General features: G+C 49.2%; 16 protein-coding genes. 7 read left to right on the top strand and 9 right to left on the bottom strand.

Translation table 11 applies throughout. The annotated features are described in order from the left end of the window. Positions 1–21: 21 nt before the first annotated feature. The 7 genes from ACYVC2_RS09150 to ACYVC2_RS09120 form a co-directional block, all read right to left on the bottom strand. A complete protein-coding gene (locus tag ACYVC2_RS09150) occupies positions 22–864 on the bottom strand; it encodes a lysophospholipase (protein ID WP_461102002.1) in 843 nt (280 codons plus the stop codon). A gap of 166 nt (positions 865–1,030) precedes the next feature. Next, positions 1,031–1,798 carry an alpha/beta fold hydrolase gene (locus tag ACYVC2_RS09145; RefSeq protein WP_461102001.1) on the bottom strand — a complete coding sequence of 256 codons (768 nt, stop codon included), beginning with the start codon at positions 1,796–1,798 and terminating at the stop codon, positions 1,031–1,033. A 103-nt stretch (positions 1,799–1,901) separates the two neighbouring features. Further along, positions 1,902–2,741, bottom strand: a complete 840-nt coding sequence (locus tag ACYVC2_RS09140; RefSeq protein ID WP_461102000.1) for a lysophospholipase — start codon at positions 2,739–2,741, stop codon at positions 1,902–1,904. A gap of 246 nt (positions 2,742–2,987) precedes the next feature. Then, entirely contained in the window at positions 2,988–4,958 is a 1,971-nt protein-coding gene (locus ACYVC2_RS09135; RefSeq protein WP_461101999.1) for a sigma 54-interacting transcriptional regulator, read from the bottom strand. A 9-nt stretch (positions 4,959–4,967) separates the two neighbouring features. Next, a complete protein-coding gene (locus ACYVC2_RS09130; RefSeq protein ID WP_461101998.1) occupies positions 4,968–7,469 on the bottom strand; it encodes a histidine kinase dimerization/phosphoacceptor domain -containing protein in 2,502 nt (833 codons plus the stop codon). A gap of 268 nt (positions 7,470–7,737) precedes the next feature. Further along, positions 7,738–8,448, bottom strand: a complete 711-nt coding sequence (locus ACYVC2_RS09125; protein ID WP_461101997.1) for a DUF2461 domain-containing protein — start codon at positions 8,446–8,448, stop codon at positions 7,738–7,740. Positions 8,449–8,697: 249 nt separating this feature from the next. Continuing rightward, a complete protein-coding gene (locus ACYVC2_RS09120) occupies positions 8,698–8,940 on the bottom strand; it encodes a helix-turn-helix domain-containing protein (protein WP_461101996.1) in 243 nt (80 codons plus the stop codon). A gap of 106 nt (positions 8,941–9,046) precedes the next feature. Between ACYVC2_RS09120 and ACYVC2_RS09115 the strand changes: the two genes are divergently transcribed. Further along, positions 9,047–9,595 carry a GIY-YIG nuclease family protein gene (locus tag ACYVC2_RS09115; RefSeq protein ID WP_461101995.1) on the top strand — a complete coding sequence of 183 codons (549 nt, stop codon included), beginning with the start codon at positions 9,047–9,049 and terminating at the stop codon, positions 9,593–9,595. Positions 9,596–9,737: 142 nt separating this feature from the next. On the opposite strand, the gene ACYVC2_RS09110 is transcribed toward ACYVC2_RS09115, so the two are convergent. Further along, a complete protein-coding gene (locus ACYVC2_RS09110; protein ID WP_461101994.1) occupies positions 9,738–10,673 on the bottom strand; it encodes an AraC family transcriptional regulator in 936 nt (311 codons plus the stop codon). 116 nt (positions 10,674–10,789) lie between these two features. On the opposite strand from ACYVC2_RS09110, the gene ACYVC2_RS09105 reads away from it, so the two are divergent. The 4 genes from ACYVC2_RS09105 (at position 10,790) to ACYVC2_RS09090 (ending at position 13,619) form a co-directional block, all read left to right on the top strand. Next, a complete protein-coding gene (locus ACYVC2_RS09105; protein WP_461101993.1) occupies positions 10,790–12,313 on the top strand; it encodes an aldehyde dehydrogenase family protein in 1,524 nt (507 codons plus the stop codon). 116 nt (positions 12,314–12,429) lie between these two features. Beyond that, positions 12,430–12,810 carry a DUF779 domain-containing protein gene (locus ACYVC2_RS09100; protein ID WP_461102333.1) on the top strand — a complete coding sequence of 127 codons (381 nt, stop codon included), beginning with the start codon at positions 12,430–12,432 and terminating at the stop codon, positions 12,808–12,810. A gap of 150 nt (positions 12,811–12,960) precedes the next feature. Next, positions 12,961–13,395, top strand: coding sequence for a DoxX family protein (locus tag ACYVC2_RS09095; RefSeq protein WP_461101992.1), 435 nt, complete (start codon positions 12,961–12,963; stop codon positions 13,393–13,395). Positions 13,396–13,427: 32 nt separating this feature from the next. Then, complete coding sequence (locus tag ACYVC2_RS09090; RefSeq protein ID WP_461101991.1) at positions 13,428–13,619, top strand: hypothetical protein; 192 nt, start codon at positions 13,428–13,430, stop codon at positions 13,617–13,619. 59 nt (positions 13,620–13,678) lie between these two features. Here ACYVC2_RS09090 and ACYVC2_RS09085 read toward each other — a convergent pair whose 3' ends face one another. Then, complete coding sequence (locus ACYVC2_RS09085; RefSeq protein ID WP_461101990.1) at positions 13,679–14,731, bottom strand: spore photoproduct lyase family protein; 1,053 nt, start codon at positions 14,729–14,731, stop codon at positions 13,679–13,681. A 215-nt stretch (positions 14,732–14,946) separates the two neighbouring features. On the opposite strand from ACYVC2_RS09085, the gene ACYVC2_RS09080 reads away from it, so the two are divergent. Both ACYVC2_RS09080 and ACYVC2_RS09075 read left to right on the top strand, forming a co-directional pair. Beyond that, positions 14,947–15,549 carry a hypothetical protein gene (locus tag ACYVC2_RS09080; RefSeq protein WP_461101989.1) on the top strand — a complete coding sequence of 201 codons (603 nt, stop codon included), beginning with the start codon at positions 14,947–14,949 and terminating at the stop codon, positions 15,547–15,549. After that, positions 15,546–16,967: a hypothetical protein gene (locus tag ACYVC2_RS09075; protein WP_461101988.1), complete on the top strand. Its 1,422-nt coding sequence runs from the start codon at positions 15,546–15,548 to the stop codon at positions 16,965–16,967. The genes ACYVC2_RS09080 and ACYVC2_RS09075 overlap by 4 nt, the downstream gene beginning before the upstream one ends. The last annotated feature ends 22 nt before the right edge of the window (positions 16,968–16,989 follow it).

Below are 16,989 nucleotides of genomic sequence, written 5' to 3'. Positions count from 1 at the left end.
CCGTTTAACAGCTGTTTCGTATCAGTTCGTTCTTTTGTTTAGCCAATTGAGAATATCGGTCATGACAACTTCCTTGTCTAGATCATTCAGTAAATCGTGATAATGCCCCTCATAAAATTTTAGTGTTTTATCCGTGGACGATGCATGATCATAAAAAAATTGACTTCCGGCAGGTCTGGTTGCTTTGTCGGCACTACCATGAAGAATCAGCAGGGGGAGTTGGATGGAAGCCATTTCGGTCTTCAATCGTTCGTCAGCAAGCGATAATTGCTGTACGGTTTTCGTCGGCTGAACTTCATCGGCGATGAGCGGGTCGCTGTTCATAAAATCAACGACGGCCTGATCGCGGGAAAAATCTTCGTTTTTTAACTTCAGCACATGAGCGTGTGGGAACACATGGCTCAGACCCCGTAAAACGGCCACGGCGAAATCGGGGGCAGGTACCTGAAATGCGAAACTTTCGCAAATAAAACCGCTGAGCTTGTTCTGATGCTCCAGAGCATAAATACACGACAAAACACCGCCTGCACTGTGCCCTAATAAAAAGATGGGTAACCCTGGATGAGCCGCTTTTGCAATGTCTATTAACTTATCAAGCGCTTTGACAAACTCTTCATAGTCAGCGATATAGTACCGTTCGCCGTCTGACATTCCCCTGCCAGGAAAGTCAATCCCGTATACGTCATAATGCTGGGCAGTTAGCTGTTCGGCTGGCCATTGGAAATAGCCGCTGTGCGAATTGAATCCATGAGCAAACACCATCACCGCTTTGGGCGTATCGGCTGCTTTCCAATGTTTATAGGCGACATTCAATCCTTGTTCCGAAATGAACGTATTTGTCTGTACTGGGTTAGGGGCCTGCATACGCTTCGCGGGTTTGGGTGGCTAAAAACTAATGATTCACTTGGTACTTTATCCATATAAAGCAACCATCGTGCGTAAACTAACCGATTCATTTACATCCGAAAAACAGTAACCGGGTGTAAATGAATTGGTTAATTCTATCCAGGTTTAAACTCACCTACCCAGCTTAATTAACAGCCTGGCTGGCCGCTTCCAAAATCACCTCCAGAACCTGGTTGGGTTTAGACAACATGGCTACGTGGCATGATTTCAGGATAGTTGTTTTGGCCTTTGCCCGTTGAGCCATTAAGCGTTCCAGATCGGGGTTGATGGTCTTGTCTTCCGAAGCCACAATATACCAGGAGGGTTTCTGTTTCCAGGCCACTTTACTTGCCACTCCTTTAAATACGTCTGGGGAAGTCGGCTGTTGTACCGCAAAAACCAACTCCTGTTCCTGAGCCGAAAGATCATTGGCAAAGACGTTCGATATGCCCTCTTTGGTAAGACTAATGAACCCACCTTCTGCCTGAAAAAAGGAGGCAAGCTGGGTTGGTGCCGCTTTTGCACTTAATGAGGGAACCGTTTCATCCTTTTCGGGGGCGTAGGCCGCCACATAAACCAAGGCTTTTACTTTTGGATGATCGCCGGCTTCCGTGATCACAAAGCCTCCCCAGGAGTGACCAACCAAAACGACATCACCACCGGCAATAGCGATAGCCCGTTGGGTAGCAGCAATATCATTCTCGAGTGTGGTGGTCGGGTTCTGCACAGAAATGACCTTATAGCCTCGGGCAACCAGGAGCGGGATAACTTTGCTCCATGACGATCCATCGGCCCATAAGCCATGTACAAAGATAATAGTGGGTTTTGTTGCTTCCATTTTTTTTGTCTGAGCGTTTGAAGTGGAAATAGATAAGATTACTGCCGATAATAGAAGTAGGGCTAAGCTTTTCATAAGATGCTGGTTATTAAGTGGAAGAAATAGTCTAAGCACGATCACGAACAGTTTACCAGTTGCCAAACGGTCGTTCGAACGCAGTTATCATAAGCCGACCTGATCAGACTCGTTGGTTGAGCCAACGTATGATGTCCCTGATGATTATGGCGTTATACTTATCGTTGAGCAGATCATGATAATTTCCTTCATATAGGTTGAGTTGCTTGTCCGTCGAAGAAGCATGATCCATAAAGTATTGGCTACCACTAGGCGTCGTGACTTTATCGGCGGTACCGTGAAGGATTAGCAGCGGAAGTTTAATGGATGGCATTTCCGTTTTTAAATAAGCGGCTGCTAATAAGAGTTGCTGCATTGTCCGTGCTGGCTGCTTTTCGTTTTTCAGCAGCAGGTCATTGTTCATTTTGTCCACAATAGCTTTGTCACGGGAAAAATGACCATTTTTCAACCTGATCAGCCGCGTATTCGGAATGATAGTACCCAGGAACTTTATCAGGGCCAGCGCAAAACCAGGCGCAGAAATCTGAAAGGCGAAGCTTTCTGAAATCAGCCCATTTAGCTTGGCTTGGTTACCGACCGTATAAACGGATGCAAACACCCCGCCCGCACTATGGCCTAATAAAAAAATAGCAAGGGTTGGATATACCGATCGTACAATGTCTACTAACAAATCTATATCACCGACAATATCATGATAATCAGCAATGTAGTACCGTTCACCCTCCGACATTCCCCGGCCACGAAGATCCATGGCGTAGACTTCATATCCGTTTTCAGTGAGTTGTACCGCAAATTTTTCATAATAGCCGCTGTGGGAATTCAAGCCGTGAACGATCAGGACTATACCGTTCGGTTCGTTCCTTGTAGTCCAGTTTCTGTAAAAAACAGCCTGCCCTTCGCTGTTGCGGAAAACGGATGTCGTTTGGGCTTTTCCTGAATCCATGAAACGTATTGTCAACAGCTTGAACTATCCTTTCATTGATAAAAGGACTGTAGACAATTTCGTACCATTAAATCATCAAGAGAAGAAAAAATCAGATATAAGTCTGATTGTCAGGAGATTTAATCATTTCACTAACGGAATAAAATCGGTAACAGACCTTTTACGCTCCACTATTTTTGGAGGCAATACGATCCGACTCCTAAACTTTTGGAGGTGATATTGTTGAGCAAAGCCACCCCGGCTCTATCAGTTGCGTAAATCCTCCCGCTGAATACCCAACTTAGCTAGTCTAGCTTCCAGGGTTGTCGGCTTGATGTTCAATAATTCGGCGGCCCCATTGGCACCGCGGATAAGTCCTTTCGTTTTTTTGAGAACAGAGATAAGGTATTCCCTTTCTGTCTCCCGCTGTATGCGCCTGACATCCCCGAGCGTTTCAATCTCGGCCTTGCCGGATGCTTTGTCAGCTGTCCCCAAAAGGCTATGCTTTAATTCCAGCTCAGATCGCCCGTCATTGAGGATCACCGACCGCTCCAGCACATTCTCGAGTTCACGAATGTTTCCCGGCCAGCTATACGCCTGCAATTCGGCTATCATGGCGGCCGATATACCGTTGAAATTCTTGTTGAACTCGTTGCAGAACCGGTTGGCAAAATAAACGGCCAGGGCCTGTATATCGCTTTTACGTTCACGCAGGGGCGGTAAGGTTATCGGAAACACATTAAGCCGATAATAAAGATCAAGCCGGAACCGGCCTTCGGCAACTTCACGTTCCAGATTTCGGTTCGTAGCGGCAACAATGCGCACATCGACTTTCCGGGGGGACTTGCTCCCGACCGGATCAATTTCTTTTTCCTGTAAAACCCGCAGCAACTGCACCTGCATGTCCAGCGGCATCTCTCCGATCTCGTCTAAAAATAGCGTCCCTTGATGAGCTTGTTCAAACTTTCCTTTCCTCTTTTCGATAGCGCCGGTAAATGCCCCTTTCTCATGACCAAATAGCTCGGACTCGATCAGGGAAGAAGGAATGGCCGCACAATTCACTTTGATGAAGGGACCATCTCGGCGTGCAGAGAGCGAGTGAATGGCCTGCGCGATGCTTTCTTTTCCAGTACCGCTTTCGCCAAGCAGTAACACCGACGTTTTGTACGGTGCCACCTGCGTCACCAGATCTAAGGCGGCCAGTAAAAGCGGATGATTCCCAATAATGCTTTTAAATTCAGAAACAGTGCCCTGGTAATTCCCGGCTTTCGCCTGCTGCCTATCGGCCGACAGCCGTATCGTGGATGTGGAGGATAGGTCAGACCGGACTAATTTTTCCGTAACGGTGGTCAAACTGCTTCCGAAAAGCGTCAACGCGGCCAGGTGGCTTTGCGTATACATGGCACGCCGACGGCTATAAAACGAATAGTGAACCCAGGAGCCAGTGCTTAGAGCGACCGGAAATATCAGATAGGATTCTAAACTGAACGTGTTTAACCAAATCATTTGCAGCGGGGTAACCGGGACAGCATCGGTCGTTGCTCCATTGTAATACCTAGCTACATGGGTATCTGTATTACTGTTTGCAACGATTGTGGATAAGGCGTCACTTTTTAAACCGGAGATTGTTCGTAGCTCATCTTTACCGATGAACTGATAGTCATCAAATCCGACGCGTAAATAGCCGTAATCGTCAAACCGGGAAGCCGTAAGCGGTCTGGTTCCGCATACGATGAGATCAAACGGAATAAACGGTTGTAGGGCTCGGGCCATCGTCAAAAACGTCTGCTTACCGTCCGAGTCTTCCTGGCTAATGTCCAACAGTTGTCTTTCCAGAAGTGCTTCCTGCCGTAATTTTGATTCGAGCTTATTCTTGTGGAGATACAAGGCAATATCCAATGCCACCAGCAGATCTTTCTCCCTGAATGGCTTGACGAGAAAGCCATAGGGTTCTGTTTTTTTCGCTTCTTCCAGTACCTTTTGACTTGAGTTAGCGGATAAATAAACAAAGGCGATGTTTTCAGCTTTTAGTTTTCGGGCCAGATCAATGCCCGATTCGCTTCCATTCAACCGGATGTCCAGCAGCACAAGGTCGTGTTTATCCCTTAGCAAAATGGCATAAGCTTCCTCAGCCGAAGTGGCGATTCCACTCACGGTGTAGCCGGCCTGCCTTAAGAGTAGTCGCAGCGAATTGGCTACCACAAACTCATCTTCAACAATCAGAATCTTGGTGCTCATAGCCGTTGGTTACGAAATGTTTTCGGGCAGGTTTGTCGGCGAGTAATGCCTGCTTAAGGGAATAAACCGGACGGTCACAAGCACCCCGGTATTGCTTTCAATCGTGAAGGACCCGTTCAATTGCTTCGCAAGCCCCTGCATCAGCTCAAGGCCAAGGGAGTTTGACTCCTTTGTGTCAAGACCTGCGGGCAGACCAATGCCATTATCCGATATAGTTAGTACTAAAAAATCGAGGCTGTCCTGTAGAAGCTCTATGCTCACAACCCCTTTTTGCCCACTCAGAAAAGCATGCTTTATGGTGTTGACAATACTTTCGGTGACGATCAGCCCCAGCGGAATTGCCTGAGCTACATCCAGAGATAGTGGCTCGATCGTCTGTTTAAAGGTTATCTGGCCTCCCTCATCGAAACTTTCCTGCAAGTAGCCTATCAGTTCATTGATGTATTCGGGCATGGACAGGCTGGACGTATTTTCATCCTGGTAAAGCTTTTGATGAATCAAGGCCATAGCCTGCATCCGACGAAGGCTGTCCTTTACGGCCAGTTTGGCCCTTTCATCCTGCAAATACATCGATTGTGAATAGAGTAGGCTGGTTACCATCTGAAGATTGTTTTTAACCCGATGGTGAACTTCCTTCAACAACCATTCTTTTTCTTTGAGGAGTTTTTCCTGTTCGGTAGTCAGTGTTTCCAGGAAATTATTTTTCTGATCCAGCTCCCGCTGATTCGCGACAAGTTGGCGGTTCGTTCGTTGTTTAATCAGATACCGGTTGAACAACAGCGCGATAATAATGAGCAGGAGCACCAAACCAGCCAACATTATATTTCTGGTCCGGTGTGCCTGCTCCGTCCGCAAACGCTCCAGCTGATTCTGGCTGTTCAGTAACTGAATGTTTTTATCCTTTTTCTCAGCCTCGTATTTCACCAGTAACTCTTCGGTTCGTTTCCGCTGGTCCTGACTAAACACCGAGTCGGTAAACTCGTAACTATGCCTAAGGTGTCGGATCGCATCCAGATGACGCCCCTCCATCGAATCAATTTTGAACAGATTATAATAATAATTGTCCTTGGCTACTATATCGAATGCAGATGTGTAGTCTTTTCCGCGCTCTAGATAGGCCCGGGCCTGCCTGGTTTTGCCAATTGTTCGGTAAAAGGTAGAAATTTCGAAATAGGCCGCCGGGAATTCGTCATGGATGTATTCCACCGGAAATTTTTCCGACATGGTCAGAAAGACCTGGTAGTTGCTTTCCGCGAGACTGATCTTCTTTAAATTGCTATACGTCTTTCCCAGTAGAAAGGCAAAGTGCATCCTGTCAAAATAAGAGTTGGGCGGATACTTCCGTTTTGCTTCTTCAAGAAGAGACAAGGCCTCCTTTGCTCGACCAATCTCATTCAGCGTTAGCACTTTGCCGATCATGGCTCTGTACCAAAATAACCTCGTTCCGAGCGTCCTATTTTCCAGCCCTTTATCATACCAGGTAAGGGCTTCATCCAGTTTATGCAGTCGTTCATAGACAAGTCCCCTTCGCGTATAGAAATAACTGATAAATGTAGAATCAGCTTTGGAGGCCAGGCTTGCCAGACTTTTGTTCGAATAGGCTAACGCATCGGTCAGTTCCCCTTTTCGATAAGCCAGCCAGGATAATGCATCGTAAGGGTATTGCTGATGTCGAAAGTTTAGTTGGGCCTGAAGTTTGACAATCGTGCGCAAATAGTTTTCGGCTATATTATACTTTTTGGCGACAAAATATTCAATATTTATCAGAGACAAGGTTTCAATTTCCTTCTCTTTTGCATTTGTTTTTTTAAAAATAGACAGGGCTTTTTCAAATTTCCTGAGCCTTTCCGGGTCTCCGTAAGGCAATAGTTCTCCGGCACGCAGCAATAGCCTCGCAGAAACCGGTTCGTTTCCCGACCGATCGCATAAGGTCACTAGTTCATTAAATACGTTCTGTCCCTCAGCGGCAAATCCGGATTGATCAAGCCAATGAGCCCGAAGAGCCATACTCTCCACTTGCCATTTGATAGGCGCTTTCTTACTTAGCTGTAAAGCTTCGTTGATGTATGCTGATGCCTGATCAAGATCCGCCTTCTCGTTGCCCGGCTTAAAAACGAAGTAACTGCCTGATTCCAGCAATAACCGAAGCCGTGCTTGCTGACGCTGCTTGCTAAGCAATGCTTTGGCTTCCGCTATCCTTCCGGCATCCAGCAACCTGGTTCCCATTGACGGTTTTCCATCTCCGTCACTAAATCCCTCATTGTAAGCAAGCAGAGGACTTAACTGATATACGTTGCAGGGAATACGGATGGCACTATCCATATCGATCTGTCCCTGACTAATGGTATGGATGTATTGCGCCGTAATCCGGATTAATAAACGTTGTCTGGCTACGTCGCTATACACTGAGCTATCAGGCTGCGCATTGGCAACATATCCGGGTATGGCAATGATGGCCACTAAACCTGATATAAGCTGCTCAAGACGTGTAAGACTAAACTTACATCCCATAATAAGCGTATGATTATGTCAAGGCAATCAAAAGTATCTCAATATCAATCCCTTAGTTTCAGTATCATTATAAAGTTAATGACTAAATAGATAACTAGTAATTTGCCTATTCTCAGTTTTTCAAAGCTTCTTTTCATTCAATTGTGATCGATACGACCACACAGAACAACTTGCTTCAGTAAACTTTTCACAGTTCGCCGTTTCTTCATTCGCCTATTTTAAACGACAGTAGCATTTTGGCGACTTCTGAGCTAAACCTTGGTGTACCTTACAGATCAACAGGTTCTTCTTTCTCGTCGTAAAACAGGTAATTCAGCAAATCGCAGTAGGGTTTAAGGATCAGACAGCCCCGCACAATCTCATCGGCGAAGGTTGGCTTTAAGACTTCTTTGTCGGTATAGCGGTGCATAAAAAACAACTCCTTCCGCCGGAGTAGCTCAATCTCCGGATGATCGGCCGGATATCCCTTTGGCGTCGTCTTCATCAATTCGCCGGACGCTTCCGGAAAATACGCTTTAAATTCGTCGGCTTCGATGATGGTTTTGAGCTCGTCGACGTTATAATCGACTTCCTGACGGAACTTCGCCAGATTGGCTGGGGTCGGCTGCCACATTCCCGCCCCAAGAAACGACTGATTGCCGGGCTGGATATGCACGTAATAATCGATCCGGCCGGAATGCCGCCCGCCAGGCCCGATGGCAAACGCCAGGTTCGATTTGTAAGGCGCTTTATCTTTCGAGAAGCGAATGTCGCGGTTGATCCGGAAGATACAGTCTTTCACCGAAGTATTGGCCAGCGGTTCGTACGGACTCAATCCCGTCAGGACCCGTTCGGTTACGCCACACAGTTCGGCTTTGGCCGCATCGTATCGGGATCGGTTGGCCTGGAACCACTCTCGGTTGTTATTTTGCACGAGTTCGCGCATGAAGGCCAGCGTCGGCGCGGTGAAGGCAGCTTTAGAGGCAGGTTTCGTTGTCAAAGTAATATCGCTAATCAAGCGCTGTTAAACATATAAAAGGCCCAATGGCCAACGGCCACGTGCACCCATTCAGTTCGTAAATATCCTACTTTTCGGGTTAGCAGCCGACAGAAATAGTCAGGCATTTTATCCACAGACTCCTTATGGACTCCATATTGTAGCACGGGCCTCAAAACTTACACGGTCGCTGGAAACTACTCAGCAACGGGCTTTATAGTGCCTGCCGCGACGGCTGTTTTCTTCACACCGCTAAAGCGTCGGTGACCCCTCCCCCGTCAATACATAGCGCATATTCATACTCGGAAACTTGCGTGCAATCTCCGCCAGCGACTCACTACTGAGGTAGGTCTTGTTGTTTACATGCCGATAAAACTTCTCCCGACTGTAGCCCAGTTCTTTCGCTAATCGGTACACCGTAACCTCCTGTTTGGCCAGGGCTTCCTTAAGCCACTTGCCCTCAACTTCCCGTTTTTTCTGCTTGCGTCCGGCCATAGACAAAACTAGACAAATCGCGAAAAAAGTCAAAAAAATATACGTATTTTTTGTTGTATATAAGTATTATTAGTAGTATATTTAATACATAATAAACGACCAGAAAATGACCAAAAAAGCCCTTGATTTAGGCCAGATTATCGACCAAACCAGCCCATTTTTGAGCACACCCTGCATCTATTTTCTGCTGGATTCTGAAGACAATGTGATTTACGTGGGCCAAACTAAAAATCTTAATAATCAACTAAATAAGCACAGACTGGACGGAAAAAAATTTACCCATTTCCGTTACTTTCCCTGCCAGGAATGGGACCTCGACCGCCGGGAGCAGGAGGCTATTGCCCAGCACAAACCCGTACTTAACCAGGCTCCGGTAAACCTGTCGAATTCGAATTATCTAAGCAAGTCTCTGATCTGTCTAAAGTACAATATTACGCCAGTTGCTTTCGAGCGATTACGCACTGAGTTTGGGCTGGAGCCCGTGCGTTCATTTGGTCCAACGAAGTATTACCGGCCAGCCGATGTAGATGCCTGGCTGAACCGGTTCAAAGGCCTGGTGGTTCGGGGGCGACACGTATTGCAGACCACCCCCCATTACCTGGCCGTGGGTGTCAGCGCCCGCACCAAACAGTTGCAGCTGTTTAAGGAAAGGTAAGTGAGAGCAGTAGAAGACAGGCCTAGCCTCCCCAATCAGCCTATGGCTTGCAGGTGCGCCAGAGCGGATAGCCAAATAATGCCGGTTTCTTCATCAGACGACAGACCGTCGTCTGATGAAGAAACTGATCGTTGGAACGAGGTCAATTCAGACCGAAGAGTTGCCGCTTAAATTCACGGGGGCCTATGTGTTCGATTGCCCGGAAAGCATTGCTGAAGTGCGTCAGGCTGTTGAAACCCGATTCGTAACACGCGTCCGTCACACTTTTGGCGGGGTTACTGAGTATTGCCTTCGCCCGGCGGATTCGTTCGGTCAGAATGAACTGGGCGGGCGATATCCCCAGCTCCGTTTTAAACAGTCGAAAAAAGTGCGATTTAGAAAGGCAGGCTTTGTCACTTAGCTCTTCGATGGACAAAGCGCGGGTCAGATTTTCCCGAATATACGCGACTACGTAAGCCAGGCGATTGGAGTTCAGGTGCTGGCTCGTTTGCAGGAGAAGCCCCGTGCGGGCCTGGGTTTGCGAAAGCCTGACGATCAATTCCCGAAGGGTATTCTTGATAAAAAACGGCTTGAAGGCATTATTCTCCCGAAACAGCCGAATCAGTTTGTCGATCAGCGAGCTGATTTCCGGATCATTTTGCAGCAGATAATTTTCCGTATCCAGTTGCCACTGGTCGGTAGTTTCGACCCGCGGAACCTGCTCATTGAGTTCGGCAACGGTTTCGCGGATGAAATCATCGGAAATTGTTAGCGCCAGGCAGCGCGTGGGTTCATTGATCGTGGCGTCGGGAAAATCGATTTTCATGAGCCGGTCCGATGGCAGCAGCAGCGATTCGCCCGGCTGGTAATTAAACGGCTCCATCTCCCGCAGGTGCATCACCTTTCGGCCACTCAGCATGCTGGTCATCACGGGGGCATTGAAGCGCAGCTGGATCAGGTGTGCTTGCTGAAATGTCTCATACAGATGCATCTCTGCTTCGTCGTGACTTAGCGTCAACTTGTTCTCGACCAGCGTGTCCAGCTGAGCGCCCCAGGCGCTAATCGCTTCATTTGCAATTACTTTCTTTACTTTTCCCATACGACTCAGGATGAGACGATTCTACAAGTATTTAAGAGTATAACGCAACTTTTCTTGTACAATTTTGGCAAATTTTGTAAAAAAACCTATCACCCTCACTTAAACTTATTCTAGCGATGCAAACAGCAGAAGCACCAAGCAAAATTTTGCCCCGGCCCATGTTCAAAACCCAGTATGAAAATTACATTGGTGGCAAATGGGTAGCCCCGGTCGACGGTGAGTATTTCGCGAACCACTCCCCAGTAGACGACAGCCTGATTGCCAGAGTGCCCCGTTCTAAAGCTGCCGACATTGAGCTGGCGCTGGATGCTGCGCATAAGGCCTTCACGGCCTGGTCGCGGACGTCGGCAACGGAGCGCAGCAACATGCTCCTGAAAATTGCCGAGGTTATCGAACAGAATCTGGAATTTCTGGCCCGGGTCGAAACGGTGGAAAATGGGAAAGCCGTCCGTGAAACCCTGGCGGCCGACTTGCCGCTGGTGGTCGACCACTTCCGTTATTTTGCGGGGGTCATCCGGGCCGAAGAAGGGAGTCTGGCCGAGCTGGACGCTGATACGGTATCGCTGATTGTAAAAGAACCCATCGGGGTAGTCGGGCAGATCATTCCCTGGAATTTTCCGTTGCTGATGGCGACCTGGAAACTGGCCCCGGCGCTGGCTGCGGGCTGCTGCGTGGTCATGAAACCCGCCGAACAGACACCGACATCTATTCTGGTATTGATGGAGTTGCTGGAAGGACTGATTCCGCCGGGCGTGGTCAATATCGTTAATGGGTTCGGTCCCGAAGCGGGGAAACCACTGGCGCAATCGAAACGAATTGCGAAGGTCGCCTTCACGGGCGAAACCACCACGGGCCGCCTAATTATGCAGTATGCATCCGAAAACCTGATTCCAGTTACGATGGAGTTGGGCGGTAAGTCCCCGAACGTTTTCATGGAATCGATCGCGGATGCCGACGACGAGTTCTTTGACAAGTGCGTGGAAGGGGCGGTCATGTTTGCGCTGAACCAGGGCGAAATCTGTACCTGTCCATCGCGGTTGCTGATCCACGAAAAAGCGTACGACCGGTTCATCGAACGGGTCATCGAACGCACAAAAGCCATCAAAGTTGGTCACCCGCTCGATCCGGAAACGATGATGGGCGCTCAGGCCAGCAACGATCAGTTCGAGAAAATTCTGTCGTATATCGACATTGGTAAGAAAGAAGGGGCCGAAGTACTGACCGGTGGTGGCCCGGCAAAACTGAACAGCGGGCTGGAAAATGGGTATTACATTCAGCCGACCATCTTCAAAGGCAACAACAGGATGCGCATCTTCCAGGAGGAAATCTTCGGTCCGGTGGTTTCGGTAGCGACCTTCAAAGATGCCGATGAAGCCGTTTCGATGGCTAACGACACGCTTTACGGGCTGGGCGCTGGCCTTTGGACGCGCGACGCACACGAACTGTACCAGATTCCGCGGCAGATACAGGCGGGTCGGGTTTGGGTCAACTGCTACCACAACTATCCGGCGCATGCTCCGTTCGGTGGGTATAAGAAGTCGGGCTTTGGCCGCGAGAATCACCACATGATGCTCAACCATTACCGGCAGAGCAAAAACATTCTGATTTCATACAGCAAGAAAAAACTCGGCTTCTTTTAATCAATTTTGAATGCCTGAATGATAGAATGAGTGAATAAACTATGGAACGGTTATTCACTCATTCTATCATTCAGGCATTTTATCATTCAGGCATTCAGGCATTCAATCATTTCGCTATGAACCGCATCGACCTTACTCCGGCAGCCGCCGAGGTTATTGATAAGCTCCGCGCTCAGCACGGCCCGCTGATGTTTCACCAGAGTGGCGGCTGCTGCGATGGTTCTTCGCCCATGTGTTACGCTGTCGGTGATTTTATCATCGGTTCTTCCGATGTGTGGCTGGGCCAGATCGATGGTTGTGACTTCTGGATGTCGCAGGATCAGTTCGAGTACTGGCAGCATACGCATTTAACCATCGACGTGACGCCCGGCCGGGGAGCCAGTTTCTCACTCGAAATTCCACTGGGAGTTCGGTTTCTGATCCGATCCCGGCTGTTTGAACCCGACGAAATGGAGCAGTTGCCGCCGGTTCATATCGGTCCACTGGAAGCAGCGTAACTGTTCGAACCGATGCGTTATGCGATCGGCAAAGCTGATAGCCGAGTCAGATCCGGCTAGTAGCTCACTCCGCTAACTACTTGGCAACCAGCTTGCTTTTTATCAATCAGGCCGCTATATTCGGTGAGTATTCTCTAAACCGCTATAGTCATGAACCTGTTACATCGTATTGAGCACTGGGGCGATACGCATCACCCCGCCTGGACGGATGCCCTACGGATCACGCTGGGCATTATTCTGGTTCTGAAAGGAGTCAGCTTTATCAGCGACACGGCTTATCTGAACCGACTGGTTGGTGGAGCACACTTTGGCCTTTATTCGGTCATGGCTGTTCATTACGTAGCTTTTGCCCACCTGATGGGCGGCTGTCTGATTGCGCTGGGCTGTCTTACCCGCCTGATGGCCATTCTGCAACTGCCCATTCTAATTGCCGCTGTTTTCTTCGTAAACATCCGGCAAGGCTTTTCACCGCTGAACTCCGAGCTGTGGCTGTCGCTGATCGTGCTGGTTCTGTTGCTGGTTTTTATCGTTATCGGGTCCGGACGCTTTTCAATGGACGAATATGTCAAACAACATGCCCATTAATGAGTTATCCGGGTAATCAACCAATCAACGTTATGGCTAACAAGACCCTCGAAAAAGTAGAAGAAGAGTACAAAGATCAGCGGATCACTGGCAATCAGGATAACGGAACTGGCCACGGCCAGAAAGGCAACGGACGTAGTTCAACTTCGCACAAGAGTTCGTCGAAAGGCAACCACAGTGCGGGTGGTTCGACGGGCGGTAGCAAAGGCGGACATAGCAACTAAGTTTTAATAACCTCAAAGCAACCGGCCTCCAGATGCACATCTGGAGGCCGGTTCTTTCGTCAGAAGATATATCGGATCTGGCACCAGGGAATTTCTTCCTGCATCAGCTTTTCAAACACTTCGATCATCTTGCGCTTCAACTGGTGGTTGTAGCGAATGTTCCAGCCGCCAAACTGACTGACCTTGCTTTCCTGCAGTTCGGGTACCCACAGCAACTCCTCTGCTTTTGGATTGATGGCCAGGTTCGCCTGATGCTGCCATTGGTTATGCGTCAGAAAAATTACTTCGCACTTGAGTTGATCCCGTACTTCCGGGCGCAGCGCAGCATCGAGCTGACGGAATAAATCGCGGTAATCGTTGCGCCAGGCTTTCCGGTCGCCATCGGGGCCGCTGTAAACGATCACCGGCGAAAAATTAACGTGTACTTCATAACCCGCATCGTAGAAGTCGTTGATGGCCGCAATTCGTTTCTCGATGTTATCCGTCCGTACGTCGACCAGTTTGCTGACGTGGCTGGGCATCAGCGTAAACCGAATCCGAACTTTTCGCTGCGGATCGAAGGTCAACATCGCCGGATTAACAAATTTGGTGGCAAACGTTGCCTTAGCGCGCGGATGACTGCGGTAGAAGTCAAACACCTGCCGAATACCATCAGTCAGGCTGTAATCGATGGAAATGTCGGAGTTACAACCGATGTCGTAGGTATAAAAACCCGGGTCGGTCTGGTTAGCCGCTTTCGGCCACGGCAAACTCATCGCGTGCCGATCGACCGAAGCGATGTTTTCTTCGATGTTGGTAAACAGCGTGATGGGATTTACGTTTTTATGCCGGTCGACATAGCAATAGGCGCAGCCGCCGAAACACCCATTGGCCAGGCTCGGAGCGATATAATCCGCACTACGACCGCTCCACTTGATGTCCTGTGTTTTCAGCCGCCCAAGCACCAGCACATCGGATTTGATCTTGAAATGATTCATACCCAGTTCGGGAAGACGGTTATGCTGTTTAACTTCGAGCGACTCGGCGTTGGGATACTGAGCCAGAATCGTTTCTCCTCTGCCGTTGAGCGCATCGGCGGTGTAGAGAATAAGCGACGGATTGAAATCGGGCATAAATTGGCGTTGAGTTGGGTATATAGAAAACACCTGTACGTGTCCTATAGTTCAGAATATTTCACTAATAACTACCTGTAAATCAATCGATTAGAAATAAAAAACTTTCAATTCAAATCGGCAGAATCCGTGTCTCAGCGACTTACCCCGGTAATTTCAGCTATATTCGTCCGGCTGAGCCGTCAGGAAACGAACGGCGGCTTCAGTCCCCTGTAATGCACAATTCTCCGGCTGACATTCCAACCGATCCATCGATGTCGCCTACTGCCCGACGGTTCTGGATTACGCAGGCTATTCTGCTACTGGCCAGCAGCCTGATCGTGGGGACTATTCTAATCTTACCCAAAAATCGCTACTGGCTCACTAACATCGTCGGTCGATTCTATACCCAGCGGCAAACACTGGGCAATAAGACGGATGTCCAGTTCCGTAGACAGAAAGGTTACGCGGAAGCTTATCCGCTCATATCATTGATCCAGCAGCGTTGCCAGCCCAACGATTATTTTCTAATTCCTCCGCAGCGCTATCTGATCCGGAATGCGTATCCGCAGGGTAAGGCCAGCGGCTTTGCGTGGGTTTATCCGAGTGTACTGTATTATCACCTGGGCCGATCCGTTCATCTGCTCGACATGACCGCACCGGACTCCTTACTCCAGCGGGCGACGCATACGTTCTGGGCGTATGATAACAAGCTGTTTTTGCTGACGTTTAAGCCTCACAACCGACCGCTGGTGCTCGATGAGTTCCGAAAATACGATCCTCATTTTTTTGCCTACACACCCGCGCAGGCCCGGCGCTACTACCAATCGAAGCCATGAGTTTACCCGTCGCGTTTGTGATGCTGCTCCAGTTGCTGATCGGCTTCGGTCTGACAACCCGCCTGCGGACGGTGACGAATGGCTTTAGTTTGCTTGGGCTTTCTATGCTAATGGGACTGGGTGTTAGTTCGCTGATGCCGTTTATTCTGGAATTTTCCAGCTTGCCCATTGCGCCTAAGCCCATGTTTACGGGCCTGAGTTTGCTGGCTCTCGTTTCGTTGTTCCTGCTGCGGGGTCAGGTCGATTATTTGCGGAGCGTCTTTAATCGGCGTCGGCTCTCGATACAGTTGTATGAATTGCCCTTCCTGGCTTTTTGGGCATACTTGCTGGTTATCAGCGCCTGGAAATGTGCCTGGTACCCGAACCTTCCTTTCGATACGATCGTTGGGCCGGATCTGATCGCTACGGCCGCCGTGCGCGAAAAAACCCTTGTCTCGTCGGTATTTACAGAGCATTTACCGTCGGTATCAGTATTCAGCAACCAGCCGTTTTATGCGCCATTTACGGCTATGCAGCAGATCATTTATCTCCTGGCGGCCGGAGGAATCGGACCGTTTGCTTTCGGGAAAATCTGGCTTACTGTGCTGGTCATCGCGTTTGGCTTATTTCTATATGCCGAACTCCGCGAACGGATCCATCCGATGCTGGCCGGTACGTTGCTCACCCTGCTGGCCTGCAGCCCAGAGTTGTTTGCCTACACATTTCTGGTACAAACCGACTGGGCTAATGCGGCTTTCTTTACGGCAGGTGTAGTCTTGCTGCAGCGTTACCTCGACGCCCCAAAGCGCGGCACCTTGATAGCCAGCATTCTCCTGTTCGCACTAGCCTGCTGGACACGCACCGAAACCATTTTCTTCATACCCATCGGGTCGTTGCTGATCTTTTTCCAGGCCATACGCTCATCGCCAGTAACAGCCCTGATCCGGGCGGGTAGTTTGTTGCTAGGCTGCCTGGCACCGGTTCTGTTCTGGAATTACGGGTTTCTGCGCGGATACGTGCCCTTGCCCCCTAATGCAGCGATCGCCTTCGTGCACAGCCCGGCGAATGACTATCTGGGGCATCTTATCCAGCTTTACAACGGTATGAATACGCAGGCAATCTTCAGGGCCGACTACTGGAACTATGCCGTACCCGTTTTCCTGACGCTGGCAGTGGTCAATCTTATCCTTTTCCGTAGTCGCCACAACTGGTCGATACTCATCTGGATCATGGGGATTTACCTTTTGTTCGGGTTGATTCTCCAGCACATTGAAGGGGCCAACATTCCCTACACCTTCCGGCGGGGCTTCTTCAAAATCCTGCTGCTGATGTATGTATATCTGGGCACTAGCGCCCTGTTCCGGTGGCTGTCGGACCGGATATACCGGTGGGATAAGCGAATGAAATTGGTTGCCTCACCTACTGGAACGGGGTTATAAGGAATAAGGAAGCTATCCAGGC

The sequence above is a fragment of the Spirosoma koreense genome (assembly GCF_054777875.1).
The sequence above is the reverse complement of the archived record's forward strand: the minus strand, read 5'-3'. Positions and strand labels throughout refer to the sequence as shown.